Source organism: Nonomuraea sp. CA-143628 (assembly GCF_050942315.1).
Lineage (GTDB): Bacteria > Actinomycetota > Actinomycetes > Streptosporangiales > Streptosporangiaceae > Nonomuraea.
Window position 1 is genome coordinate 5,686,537 of record NZ_CP192072.1, and the last position, 13,334, is coordinate 5,699,870.

The 13,334-nt window shown below is 70.7% G+C and carries 9 protein-coding genes; 3 read left to right on the top strand and 6 right to left on the bottom strand.

The features are described 5' to 3' along the window. Nucleotides 1-407 precede the first annotated feature (407 nt). Nucleotides 408-6,545: an RHS repeat-associated core domain-containing protein gene (locus ACQP2T_RS26055; protein ID WP_433518655.1), complete on the top strand. Its 6,138-nt coding sequence runs from the start codon at nt 408-410 to the stop codon at nt 6,543-6,545. 42 nt (nt 6,546-6,587) lie between these two features. Here the strand turns inward: ACQP2T_RS26055 and ACQP2T_RS26060 are convergent, their stop codons facing one another. After that, nucleotides 6,588-7,223 (bottom strand): TetR/AcrR family transcriptional regulator, encoded by a 636-nt coding sequence (locus ACQP2T_RS26060; protein WP_433518656.1) that lies wholly within the window; start codon nt 7,221-7,223, stop codon nt 6,588-6,590. 110 nt (nt 7,224-7,333) lie between these two features. Here ACQP2T_RS26060 and ACQP2T_RS26065 point away from each other — a divergent pair, with 110 nt between their 5' ends. Next, nucleotides 7,334-7,819, top strand: coding sequence for an RDD family protein (locus ACQP2T_RS26065; RefSeq protein ID WP_433518657.1), 486 nt, complete (start codon nt 7,334-7,336; stop codon nt 7,817-7,819). On the opposite strand, the gene ACQP2T_RS26070 is transcribed toward ACQP2T_RS26065, so the two are convergent. Together ACQP2T_RS26070 and ACQP2T_RS26075 are read right to left on the bottom strand one after the other, a co-directional pair. Beyond that, the gene (locus ACQP2T_RS26070) at nt 7,816-8,589 is read right to left on the bottom strand and encodes an alpha/beta fold hydrolase (protein WP_433518658.1); all 774 of its coding nucleotides are present in this window, start codon (nt 8,587-8,589) and stop codon (nt 7,816-7,818) included. The genes ACQP2T_RS26065 and ACQP2T_RS26070 overlap by 4 nt on opposite strands. Beyond that, nucleotides 8,580-9,782, bottom strand: coding sequence for an MFS transporter (locus tag ACQP2T_RS26075; protein ID WP_433518659.1), 1,203 nt, complete (start codon nt 9,780-9,782; stop codon nt 8,580-8,582). The genes ACQP2T_RS26070 and ACQP2T_RS26075 overlap by 10 nt, the downstream gene beginning before the upstream one ends. 80 nt (nt 9,783-9,862) lie before the next feature. Here ACQP2T_RS26075 and ACQP2T_RS26080 point away from each other — a divergent pair, with 80 nt between their 5' ends. Beyond that, complete coding sequence (locus ACQP2T_RS26080; protein ID WP_433518660.1) at nt 9,863-10,729, top strand: LysR family transcriptional regulator; 867 nt, start codon at nt 9,863-9,865, stop codon at nt 10,727-10,729. 13 nt (nt 10,730-10,742) lie between these two features. Here the strand turns inward: ACQP2T_RS26080 and ACQP2T_RS26085 are convergent, their stop codons facing one another. From ACQP2T_RS26085 to ACQP2T_RS26095, 3 genes are all read right to left on the bottom strand, one after another. Further along, entirely contained in the window at nt 10,743-11,216 is a 474-nt protein-coding gene (locus tag ACQP2T_RS26085) for a hemerythrin domain-containing protein (protein ID WP_433518661.1), read from the bottom strand. Between the two features lie 90 nt (nt 11,217-11,306). Then, entirely contained in the window at nt 11,307-12,338 is a 1,032-nt protein-coding gene (locus ACQP2T_RS26090) for a hypothetical protein (protein WP_433518662.1), read from the bottom strand. After that, the gene (locus ACQP2T_RS26095) at nt 12,325-13,311 is read right to left on the bottom strand and encodes a LuxR C-terminal-related transcriptional regulator (RefSeq protein ID WP_433518663.1); all 987 of its coding nucleotides are present in this window, start codon (nt 13,309-13,311) and stop codon (nt 12,325-12,327) included. The genes ACQP2T_RS26090 and ACQP2T_RS26095 overlap by 14 nt, the downstream gene beginning before the upstream one ends. Nucleotides 13,312-13,334 lie beyond the last annotated feature (23 nt).

The window sequence follows — 13,334 nt, forward strand, 5'->3', positions numbered from 1 at the left end:
GCGACAAATCGCAGCTTCTCGCTCGCGGAACCGGGACGGAAGAAGAACGGAAGAAAAACGGAAGATCATTCTCTTAACGTCGGCCTCGACCTGGTAGACGAAGCGATGACCGAGTGCCGGTGCCTCATGACGGCACCGGATGAAGATGGAAATCGGGCGCATGGCCATCGCGGCCGGCCAGGACGGGACGGCGACCCTCCGGCTCACCCCGCGTCACGACGGCGTGCTGAACCCCCCACAGATTGTCCCAAAGCCGCACACCAGTCCCGACTCGTCCCGCAGATTGGGTGAGCTCCATGGATGAACCGTCCGAGTTAGACCTGCCCGAATCCCATTGGAATCGCTTTCAGCAACCAGCACGTCCATCGCCGTGGCCGCGGCGGCTGGCGACCATTCTGGCCGTCATCATGGTCGTGCCGCTGACGCACGCGATGCCCGCGAGCGCCGCGCCGCGCTCGGCCCCGGTCACGCAGAAGGACACCCCGGTCCGCGGGCGGGCGGTCCCGGTGCTGCCCATGACGCCCGATCAGGCGGCGAAACAGGCGTGGAAGGCCCCACCCGGCGTCTCCTGGCCGAAACCGCAGGCCGTCGAGCTGGACGCGACCGGCAGGACACAGACTCTGATCGCCGGCTTCCCGGTGCGACTCGCCCCGCCGAAGTCGGCGGCCAAGACGAGTGCGGACAAGACGGACAAGACGGCTGAGGCGGCCACTCCTGATCGGGTCCGCGTCGAACTGCTCGACACCGCTCCGACGGGTCTGCTCGGGCTCGCACTGCGGGTCTCGCCCGGTCAAGGCCTGGCGGCCAAGAGCGGGAAGACCCGTCTGGAGATCGACTACTCCGGGTTCCGTTACGCGTTCGGCGGCGACTACGGCGCCAGGCTGCGCATGGTGCGGCTGCCGGAATGCGCGCTGACCACCGCGGCCGGGTGCCCCCGGCCGGAACCGGTACCCAGCGACAACGACACGAAGTCCGGCAAGCTGTCCGCCGACGTCGACCTGCCGGCGTTGTACGCGGTGACGGCCGCGCCGTCGGGCTCGTCCGGCGACCACTCCGCCACCTCGCTGGCCCCCTCCGCCGACTGGAGCGTCGGCACCCAGTCGGGTGACTTCAGCTGGAGTTACGAGCTGCGGGCGCCGCCGGCGCTGGGCGGTGACGAGCCGGAGATGTCGATCGCCTACTCCTCGCAGAGCGTGGACGGTCGCACGGCCTCCACCAACAACCAGCCGTCATGGGTGGGCGAGGGCTTCGAGCTGACCCCGGGCGGTTACATCGAGCGGCGCTACAAGTCGTGCATGATCGACGGCAAGAAGACCGGCGACCTGTGCTGGGACCAGGAGAACGCGACGCTGTCCCTCGGCAACTCCTCCGTGGAGCTGGTCAAGGACGCCACCAGCAAGCAGTGGCGGCCCAAGCGCGATGACGGCACCCGGATCGAATACCTCACCGGAGCCGTGAACGGCGACAACAACGGTGAGTACTGGCGCGTCACGACCGCCGACGGCACCCAGTACAGCTTCGGGCTCAACCGCCTGCCCGGCTGGGCGTCGGGGAAGCCGGAGACGAAGTCCACCTGGACAAATCCGGTGTTCGGCAACAACAGCGGCGAGCCCTGCTACTCCAGCACCCCGGCCAACGCCTGGTGCCAGCAGGCCTACCGGTGGAACCTCGACCTGGAGGTCGACACCCACGGCAACGCCATCACCTACTGGTACGAGACGGAGAAGAACTTCTACGGGCGCAACATGAAGCCCGAGCTGGGCACGGAGTACGTGCGCGGCGGCTATCTCACCCGCATCGACTACGGCTACCTGCGAAACGAGCTGTTCGCCAAGGCGCCGGCGGCCCGCGTGGTCTTCGACGTGGCCGAGCGCTGCCTGCCCAGCGGGACGATCACCTGCGCCGCCGACCAGCTCAAGAAGGAGACGGCGAGCCACTGGCCGGACGTCCCCTTCGACCAGATCTGCGGCTCGGGCGTGAAGTGTACCGAGCGGCTCGCGCCGACGTTCTTCAGCCGCAAGCGGCTGGCGAAGGTCACCACGCAGGTGCTCAACACCGACACCGCCAAGTGCTCGGGCGCGCAGTACTGCCCGGTGGACTCCTGGGCGCTGGCGCACCAGTTCCCCGCCACCGGTGACGGCCTCAGCCCGTCGCTGTGGCTGGCGTCGATCCAGCAGAGCGGTCACGTGGGCGGCACGATCACGCTGCCGAAGATCACCTTCATCGGTGTCCAGCTGCCCAACAGGGTGGACGCCACCGAGGGCCGCGCCCCGCTGGTCAAGTGGCGGGTCCGGGCGGTGAACAACGAGAGCGGCGGCGAGCTCCGGATCAACTACGCCCCGGCCGACTGCAAGCCGGGCGACCTGCCGGCCGCCGACAAGAACACCCGGCTCTGCTTCCCGCAACGGTGGGCCCCGCCGGACGAGGGCGAGGTCACCGACTGGTTCCACAAGTACGTCGTCAAGCAGACCCTCGAGGTGGACCGGGTCGCCGGTTCGCCGCCGGTGGTCACCGACTACGAGTACCTGGACGGCGGCGCCTGGCGCTACGCCGACAACATCCTGGTCAAGCCCGCGCACCGCACCTGGTCGGACTGGCGCGGGTTCGGTCGGGTGCGCGTCCGCGAGGGCGATGGCCAGGACGGCAAGCGCACACTCACCGAGCTGAGGTACTTCCGCGGCATGGACGGCGACCGTCTGGCCGACGGGTCCAAGCGCGACGTCCAGGTCGTGGACTCTGAGGGTGGCAAGCTGGACGACCTCGACCAGTACGCCGCCATCCAACGGGAGGAGATCCTCTACGACGGCGACGGCGGCGCGATCCTCTCCGCGACGGCGGAGGAGCCGTGGTCGCTGAAGACCGCCCAGTCCACCCAGGACGGTGTCACCAAGACCGCGTACATCGTCGAGAAGAAGTCGATGGTCAACCGCGAGGCACTGGCGGGCGGCAAGTGGCGGCGCGTCGGCGAGACCCGCTCCTTCGACGAGCACGGCCTGCTCACCCAGGTGGACGAACAGGGCGACCTGGACACCTCCGACGACGACCAGTGCACGCGTTTCACCTACGCCCGCAACGACACGGCCTGGATGCTCGACTACACCAGCAGGATCCAGAAGGTCGCCGCCGGCTGCGGCGCCGGAGTGGCCAAGCTGGCCGCCGGTGACGTGATCTCCGACGAGCGGGTGCAGTACGACGGCAAGCCCTACGGCCAGGGGCCGGTCAAGGGCGACGTCACCACCATCCAGCAGACGGCCGGAGACGGCACGACCATCACCAACTCGGTCCTGACCTACGACACCTACGGGCGCACGACCAGCGAGACCGACGCGGTCGGCACCAAGGTCACCACCACCTACTCACCGGCCTCCGGCGCCCCGGCGACCGAGGTCAGGGAGACCAACCCGCTCGGGCACATGGAGCGCACCTTCCTCGAACCGGCCTGGGGCGAGCCGGTGGCCGAGATCGACGCCAACGAGCGGCGCACCGACATGGAGCACGACGCGCTGGGCCGCCTGGTCAAGGTGTGGCAGGCCGACCGGAGCAAGGCGGCGAACCAGTCGCCCAACACCGAGTACTCCTACCTGACCCGTACCGACGGCCCGAACGTCGTCACCACCAAGACGCTGCGGGGCGACGGCGGCTACACCACCAGCTACGAGCTGTACGACGGCCTGCTGCGCGACCGGCAGACCCAGGAGCCCGCCCCGCGCGACGACCAGACGCAGGACCCGGCGCTGCGCGACGGGCGCACGATCACCGACACCTTCTACAACTCCTTCGGCGAGGTGACCAAGAACAACAGCGGCTACTTCAGTCCGGGCGAGCCGTCCACCGACCTGCTCGGGGTGGCCGACACGGACGTGCCCACCCAGATGGGCTACCTGTACGACGGCGCCGGCGACGTGAGCGCACAGGTCCTCCGGGCCAAGGGCGTGGAGAAGTGGCGGGCCGGTGTCACGCAGGAGGGCGACCGGGTGCACATCACGCCTCCGCCCGGCGGCACCGCCGTCACCCGCATCGGCGACGCCGACGACCGGCTCATCGAGCTGCGGCAGTACAAGGGCGCCACGCCGACCGGCGAGTACGACGCCACCAAGTACGCCTACGACAACGCGGGCCGGCTGTCCACCGTGACCGACGCGGCCGGCAACGTCTGGCGGCACACCTACGACCTGCGCGGACGGGAGATCAAGAGCGAGGACCCGGACAAGGGCGTCACCACCTTCACCTACAACGACGCCGACGAGATGCTCACCTCCACCGACGCGCGCGGTAAGACCCTCGCGTACGACTACGACGTGCTGGGCCGCAAGGTGGCCACCCGCGAGGGCTCCAAGGACGGCCCGCTGCTCGCGGAGTGGAAGTACGACGAACTGGCCAAGGGGCACCAGAACGCCAGCATCCGCTACATCGGCGGGCAGGCGTACAAGGCGGAGATCAACGCGATCGACGCCGAGTACCGCGCCCTGCGGGAGACCGTCACCGTCCCCGAACGAGAGGGCAAGCTGGCCGGTTCGTACGTTCTCAACACCCGCTACACCCTCGACGACCAGGTCCAGTCGGTCAGCTTCCCGGCCGCGGGCGGGCTGGCGGAGGAGTCGGTCGTCTACACCTACGACGAGCTGAGCCAGCCGACCAAGGTCGCCGGTCTGTCGTCGTACGTCACGGCCGCCCGCTACTCCAAGATGGGCGAGACCCTTCAGTACGAGCTGAGCGCCGGCGGCAAGAAGAGCTGGCTCACCTTCACCCACGACGAGGTCACCCAGCGGCTGACCCGGACGCGACTCGACCGCGAGAACGCCCCGGAGAGCGATCTGGATCTCAACTACACCTACGACCCGGCCGGCAACATCACCAAGATCGCCGACAGGGCGGGTGGCCAGTCGCAGGACACCCAGTGCTTCACCTACGACTACCTGCGCCGCCTGACCTCGGCGTGGACCGCCACCGACGACTGCGCGAGCGGCTCACCGCAGTCCGGCAAGATCGGCGGCGTGGCCCCGTACGCGACCAGCTACGCCTACGACGTCACAGGCAACCGGATCAAGGAGACCAAGCACGCCTGGGGCGGCGGCCAGGAGTCGGTCCGCACCTCCACCTTCCCTAAGCCCGGCGAGAAGCAGCCACACGCCCTGCAGTCGGTGGGGGCGGACACGTTCGCCTACGACGAGACGGGCAACACCACCAGGCGCAAGGTCGGAACCACCGACCAGACCCTCGTCTGGGACTCCGAGGGCAACCTCGAGTCGGTGACGGAAGCGGGCAAGACCACCTCGTTCGTGTACGACGCCGACGGCGACCGGCTCCTGCGCAAGACGCCGACGGACTCGACGCTCTACATCGACGACATGGAACTGCGCCTCGACAACGCCAAGGACGTCGTCGAGTGCACCCGCTACTACACCATCAACGGCGAGCCGGTGGCGGTGCGCACCCCCGACAACAACGTCTACTTCCTGGCCTCCGACCACCAGGGCACGGCGCAGGCCGCCGTCAACGCCGGCACCGGCGAGGTCGCCGTCCGGAGGATGACACCGTTCGGTGAGGACCGCGGCACTCCACCACCGTGGTGGCCAGGCCAGCGCGGATTCGTCGGCGGCGTCCAGGATCACTCGATCGGGCTGGTTCAGCTCGGCGCCCGCGAGTACGACGCCAAGAACGGGCGGTTCCTGTCCGTCGACCCCGTCATCGACGAGGAGGACCCGCAGCAGTTCAACGCCTACGCCTACGCCAACAACAGCCCCGTCACCATGAGCGACCCCGACGGGCAGTGGGTCTGGCTCGCCGCCGCCGTCATCGCCAGGCTCGCGGCGCGGGCATGGGCCAGGAAGCTCGCCCAGATCGCCCTGAGACGAGCGATCGCCGCCCGCAAGGCCCTGCTGCGGGCCCTCGCCAAAGCGGCCAGGAAGCTGAAGGAGGCACTGGCCAGGAAGAGAAAGGCGCTGAAGGAAGCGAGAGAGGCCGCGGCGAAGGCCAAGAAGAAGGCGAAGGAACTGGAAAGGCGGAAGAAGGCGGAAGAGGCCAAGAAAAAGGCGGAGGAGATGCGCAAGAAGGCCGCCGAACAGGCGCGCAAGCGCAGAGCCGCGAAGGCCCAGAAGCAGGCCAAGAAGGCCGCGAGACAGACCAGGAGGCACGTGAAGAAGGTGACCAACGGGCGGGTGACCAGGCTCCCCTCCAGACCCGCGTCACGCCCACGTCCCGCCAGGAGACCGACCAGCCACCGGGCGGCACAACGGCAGTCGCCGCCCAAGGGGACCCGCTCGGCCGCCGTGCGGCCGGGACAGGTCTACGGCAACAACGGGGTCTCGCAGCCGACCCAGTCCGTCTCGGTGTTCCGCAACGGGAAGATGTATCCGGACGGGGAACCGCCGCCCAACCTGATCCCGCCCACGAATTCGGGCCAGGGCATGAGGCAGGACTACAGGCAGCTGGATGAGGCAGAGGAGCGAATAACGAAGACCGGCGCCGTCAGCGAAACCGCGGCCCGTGTGTTCCGTTACTTCGACCAGAGCGGCCTTGACGACTTCTTCGGAGGACTGTTCTGATCCAACCGGCGCGGGGCCCTGGGGCCCCGCGCCGACCCGGCTTCAGGGCTTGGCGAGGTCGAGGACGTGCCGGGCCGTGGCGTCCAGGAGCTCGGGGGCGGGCGGGCCGCCGTGGACGAGCGCCTGGTAGTAGAGCGGGCCGAGCAGCACACTCAGCAGGGTGTCCACGGTCGGCTCGGGCACCGGGCGGCCGGTATGGCGTTCGAGCACGGCGCGCAGCCCCGCGAGGTCGCGCTCGCGCTGCTCGCGCAGGAACCCCTCGCGCAGCGCCCCGGCGGTGGCCTGGTCGGTCTGGGCGTGGCCGAGCAGCGCCCGCAGAACATGGCCCGACGGCACCTCGAAGAACCCCGCGATCCGGCGGAGCTGCGCTTTCAGCTCCTCCTCGGCGTCTTCTCCGCCCCCCGGCCAGGCCAGCGCGTCGCGGGCGTCGTCGGCCAGGGTGTCGAGGAGGATGTCGACCTTGGACTTCCACCAGCGGTAGACGGTCTGCTTGGCGACCCCCGCCCGGGCGGCGATGCCCTCGATGGTCACCCCGTTGAACCCCCGCTCCACCAGGAGATCGTCGGCGGCGTGGAGCACCGCGAGCCGGATGCTCTCGCTGCGCTTGGGGCCTGTCCGGCTCACCACGGCCGTCCGTCCCTCGGCGGGGTCGGCGTTTCGGTCGGCGGGGATGGTCATTCGTCCTCTCGGGTACGTCTCGGCACCTCGATTCTGGCATGCCCCCAGTCCGTGGAACGCGATGGAACGCCCTATGGAGAGACCACTACTCAATCAGCCGGAGTGAATCCATGTCCGAGTCAGTGTTGCGTGATGGCCCGCCCTACGGCCACCTGGCGCAGGAGTTGCTCGCGGGACGGTGGCGGCGGCTGTTCGCCGGTCTCGCCGATGCCGTCATCTTGGGCTGGCTCACCGGGCCCCTCCTGGCGCGGGCCGGCGTCTTCGAGCCGATGGACCCCGCGAAGGACTTCGCCGACTTCGTCTTCCACCTGGACTGGCGCTGGCTGATCGCCGGGGCGTTCGTGTGGTACGCCTACCACTGGCTGCTGGTCGGCTACTGGAACGGCCGGACCGTCGGCAAGAAGGCGCTCGGCATCCGCGTGGTGCGCGAGAACGGCGCCCGGCTCAGCCCCGCCATGGCGGCGGGACGCGCGCTGATGACCGGCTTCTACGCCGCGCTGGGCCTGACCGTGATCGACCTCGTCTGGATCATGTTCACCCGGCGCAGGCACGCGCTGCACGACCTGGCCGCCAACACGGTGGTCATGATCGGCTAATCCAGGAAGTCCAGGACGGCGGGACCCGCGACCTCGCGGAACTCCTCGAAGTAGGCGTGCCTGGCGCCGGGGATGAGACGGAGCGTCGCACCGGGGATGCGGCCCGCGAGCAGGGGCGCGTTGGCCGCCGGGTTGAAGACGTCGTCCGTGCCGTGGACGATCAGCGTGGGCGCGGTGATGCCGGGCAGCGCGTCCCAGGCGTCGTGCCCCGCGCTGGCGGCCAGGTGCCGCCGACGGGCGAAGGCGGGCATGCCGGTAGCGCCGAGAGTGGTGTACGGGCCGGGGTGGGTGGCCAGCCAGGCCGGGGTGTACATCAGCTCCAGCAGCGCCCGCCGCGCCGCCCGCCGGTCGGGCTGGGCCAGCGACTTCTTCACGGTGTTGTCCCGTTCGAGGCCGTGCGCGCCGCCGGGCGAGGTGCAGCCGAGGATCAGCGACCCCACCCGGTGCGGATGGTCGGCGGCCAGCCACTGGGCCACGCGCCCGCCCATCGAGGTGCCGTACACGTGGGCCCGGTCGGCGCCCAGGTCGTCGAGGACGGCGACCACGTCGGCCGCGAAGCCGCGGGTGGTGTAGGGGATGTCGGGCTTGTCGCTGTCGCCGGTGCCGCGGTAGTCGAGGGTGACGGTGGTGTGGCGGTCCTCGAAGTCGTCTCTGACGCCGTCCCACCAGTGGTGGTCGTTGGCCTGCCCGGCCAGCAGGACGAGGGGTTCGCCCCGGCCGCGGATCTGGTAGGAGACGGCGACGCCGTCCCCGGTGACGGCTACCGGCATGATCGTGTGTCGAAGCGGCGGGCCAGGTCCAGCAGGAACCCGGCGCCGACGAGCAGCCCCACGGAGACGGTGATCACGCTCGACCAGCCGCCCGTCTCCCACCGGTAGGCGGCCAGCGAGCCGAAGACCGAGCTACCGGCGTAGTAGGCCAGCAGGTACAGCCCCGCCGCCTGGCCCACGCCGACGCCGACCCGGTGGGCGCGGTCGGAGACCCAGCCGCTGACCACGGAGTGCGTACCGAGGAAGGCGAAGGTCACCATGGCCAGTCCGATCACGATGGCGGGAAGTTGGGGTGCGGCGGTGAGCAGCGTACCGGTCACCAGGAGCGCGACACCCAGCAGGGCGGCCAGGCCGAGCCCGCGCCGCAGCGCCAGCCGCCCGGCGGCCAGCGGCCCCGGCACGCCGACCGGATAGGCCAGGAACACCAGCGCGCCCGCGCCGCCCAGCAGATAGGGCGCCGCCTCCAGGCGGAAGGTCAGCGCGTTGCACAGCCCGACGAACGCCCCCATCGTCGCCGCGCTGACCAGGCACAGCGCCACCAGGGACGGGTCCCGCAGCGTGAGCGCGGTGTTGCGCAGCAGGTCGCCGAGCCGCGGGCTGGAGCGTTCGAAGTGCCGCGACGGCGGCAGCAGGACCCACAGGCCGATGGCGCAGAGCAGCGTGACGACCCCCACGATAGCGCTGGCACCGCTCCAGCCCCACACCGCCTGGACCGGGCCGGGCAGCAACCGTCCCGCCGCCCCGCCGAGGGCCGTGCCGGTGATGTAGGTGGCGTTGGCCCGTACGTGGGACCCTTCGGGCATCTCCTCACGCAGGTAGGCGAGCGCCACGGCGGGCAGCCCGGCCAGCGCGACGCCCTGCAGCCCGCGCAGGACCAGGAGCGAGTGCCAGGTGGGCGCGAACGCGGTGGCGATGCCCAGGACCGCGCAGCCGGTCAGCGACCACCGCATGATCACCACCCGGCCCACCAGGTCGGAGATCGGGCCGACGAACAGCAGCGCGACCGCCATCGTGATCGTGGCCAGCGACAGCACCGCCGTCGACTCCGACGCGGAGACCCCGAAGTGGTCGGCGACGCCGGGCAGCAACGGCTGAACGTAGTAGAGCGCCAGGAAGTTGGCCAGGCCGCCGAACATCAGCCCGTACCTGATCCGGAGGGAGGCGCGATCCCCTGACACGCGAGTCGAGAGCACCCGTCGAGCGTGCCCGCTCAGCGCTGATGCGCAAAATGCACAATTTGCCGGAGCTGATGCGAAAGGTGCATCATCGCAGGATGGAGCTGCAGACCCTGCGCTGGTTCCTGACGCTGTGTGACACGGAGAACATGCGCGACACCGCGGCGATGGAGGGGATCAACCAGTCCACGCTGTCGCGGGCGCTCGCCCGGCTGGAGGCCGACCTGGGGGTCGAGCTGTTCCACCGGCACGGGCGCCGGCTCGCGCTCAACCGGTTCGGCCTGCTGTTCCGCGAGCACGCCGCCCGCGCCGTGGACGAGCTTCAGGGCGCGCGCCGCCGCATCGACGCCCTCACCAACCCGGACACCGGCCTGATCCGGCTGGGCTTCCTGCACTCGGTGGGCCGCTGGCTGGTACCGGAGATCCTCCGCGACCTGCGGGCGGGCACCCCCGGCATCCGCTTCGAGCTGCACCAGGGCTTCGCCAGGGAGCTGTTCACCTGGCTGGCCCAGGGCGACATCGACGCCGCCCTGGTCACCCCGCCGCCGGAGGGCAACCCCGCGCGCTGGCACCCGCTACGTGAGCAGCGGCTCTGCCTCGCCCTGCCCGTCGAGCACCCGCTCGCCGCCGTCCCGGGACTGACGCTCGCCGACGTACGCGACGAGCCGTTCGTCGCCTTCGCCCCGACCACGGACCTGCGCCGGGTGATCGACCGATTGTGCGAGGAGGCCGGGTTCGAGCCGGTCATCGCGTTCGAGAGCGAGGAGATCGCCACCGTGCGCGGCCTCATCGGCGCCGGGCTCGGCGTGGGCGTCCTGCCGCTGCCCGCCTCGCCGGAACACGACGACCCCACCTACCGTCCGCTCGTCCCGGCCCAGCACCGCCCCATCGGCCTGGCCTGGAACCCGCTGCCTGCCCCGACCGCGGCCGCGGCCCTGTTCGTCGACCACGTGACGTCCGGCTGAGACCAGGCACGGCCTATTGCGAGGCGCTCTTGACAGCGAGCGGCTCGGCGGGGGCCTCGGCCTTGGCGGCTTCCATGCGCTCGCCGAGCTCCCGCAGCTCCTTGCGCCCCATCGCGGCGCGGACCTGCGGGAACCAGTCCTTCTCCTCCTCCTGGACGTGGTGCCGGACGTTCTCGATCAGCACCGTGACCTTCGCCTTGAAGTGCTCGTCCTTCGGATCGAGGTCCTTCAGCTCGGACAGCAGCCACACCACGACGTGGTGCTCCTCGACGCTCTCCAGCACGTGGTCGCTCGTCTCCGGCACCTTGACGCGGGCGGCCGGGTAGAAGTACTCCTCCTCGATGTAGGCGTGCGTGACCAGCTCCTTGGTGATCTGGTCCACGAGGCGGCGCTTCTCGGCGTAGGCCCGCTCTCCGGCCTTCTCGAACTTCTTGAACAGCCCCTCGACCGTCTTGTGGTCGTCCTTCAGCAGCACGATGGCGTCCATCGCATCTCCTTCGCTCCCTCGTCCGGCGTGCTGGCCGTCTGCCCGGGGCCGGTCGGCCAAAACGGTAAGGGAACCGCGCTCCGCCGAGCCTCAGTCCTCCGGCGGCGGAGGGTGGCGGAAGGCGGCCTGGACGCCCGCCTGGAAGCGGGTGTGGGCGCCGAGCCTGCTCATCAGGTTCGCGATGCGCCGCTCCGCCGTACGGTAGCCGACGCCGAGCTGCCGGGCGATGGCCTCGTCGGTCAGCCCGGCCACCAGGAGCGCGATCAGCCGCTCGTCGTCGTCCGCCGAGGCGCGCGCCCGCGCGGGTGGGGCCGCGCCGGGCGCCGGAGGCCGCAGGCGCAGCGGCAGCGCCCGCTGCCACAGCCCTTCGAACAGCCGGCTCAGCGCCTCCAGCAGCCCGGACGGGTGGACCACCAGGGCGGCGTCGGCGTCGGGGTCGTCCGGGTGGTGCCGTAGCAGCAGCAGGGCGAAGCGGTCGTCCATGAGGTAGAGCTTCATGGGCAGGCTGGGCAGCACCCGCGCCTGCTGGCCCGCCCCGACCATCGTCTCGATCTGGCGCAGCGCCCCGATCCGGTCGACGAACCCCCGCTCGTAGATCATGCGGCTCGTGACGCCCCGGTCCAGCAGTTCGCGCTGGGCCGCCACGCTGCCCGGCGGGTCGAAGTAGGGCGGCTTGGACAAGCAGCGCAGCTGATGCCAGGCGGCCCGCTGGATCTGGGCGTGCCGCTGCTGGACCGCCCGCTGCCCGGTCACGACCTCGACGACCGCCGGCGGCGTCTCCCCGGCCGCCCGGCGGCGCTGGAAGGCCTGGTCGAGCTCGCCCGCGCGCTCGCGGGCCCGCAGCAGCTCCCGCTCCGCGGTGACCAGGAGCACGTCGAGCGCGGCCTCCGGGGCGACGGCGGCGTAGTGGGCGCCGGATCGGGTGATCAGCCCCTTGGCCTCCAGCGCGGCGAGCACGGCGGGCAACTGGTCGGCGCGCAGCCCGGCCGGCGCGCCGAGCGAGGCGATCCGGGCGGTGGTGGCCGGCGAGCCGTCGATGAGCAGCTCGTACACCGCCTCCTCGTCCGGGGTGAGCCCGGCCGCGCCGAGCGCGCCCGCGCCATCCCTGTCATTCCGCGGCATCGTGTACGCCCTTCTCATCGGCCAGCCAGCCGCGCAGGACGGCCTGGTAGCCGGCCTGGAAGCGGGTCTGGGCGTCCAGCTGGATCATCATGGCGTGCACGTGACGGCGTACCGTGCGGTCGCTCCAGCCGAGGTGGGCCGCGATGGCCTTGTCCGTCTGCCCGGCCACCAGCCGGGCCAGCAGGTCGCGCTGCGCGTCGGTCGGGCTCCTGGTCTCCGGCAGCCGGGCGCGCCCATGGCTGACGTGCAGGGGCACGGCGCGCTCCCAGTACATCTCGAACAGCGCCGCCAGGGCGTCGAGCAGCGTCGAGTCGTACACGACCAGAGCCGACTCGACCATCTGCAGATCATGCCGGAGCGGCACGAGGGCCATGGGGTAGTCGCTGAGCACCAGCTTCATCGGCACGTCGCCGACGCGCACCTGCTCGCCCGCGGCGATGTAGTCCACGATGGTCTTCAGCGTGCCGCGCATCTCGATGGCCCGCCGGTCGTAGACCACCCGGTAGTCCACGCCGCGGTTCAGCAGGTCGAACTCCTGGGTGTTGCCGCCCACCTCGCCCGCGTACGGCGGCGCGTCGAACATCCGGATCTCCCGCCGGGTGCCGCGCTGCAACTGCTCGAAACGGCGCAGCACCGCCTCCCGCCCGATCACCACCTCCACCAGCCCGCCCGACTCCTGAGCGGGCGTGGTGAGGTGATAGCGCGTGGACAGCTGGGCCACCCGCAGCCGGGCGTCGGCCAGGGCGCGGGCCCGCTCGCGGATGAGCGCGTCCAGCCCCATCTCCGGCGGTACGACGACGAACCGGGGCGGGTCCTCGGGCAGGCGGGCGATCAGCCCCAGCTCCTCCAGCCCGACGGCCAGGCCGGGAGTGCCGGCGAGCTCGTCCAGCTCTTCGAGGGTGACAGGGGAGCGCTCGACCAGAGCCTCGTAGAGGGCCTGCTCCGCCGCTGACAGGCCGAGGATGCGCAGCATCCCAACATGATCACCCAAAACCC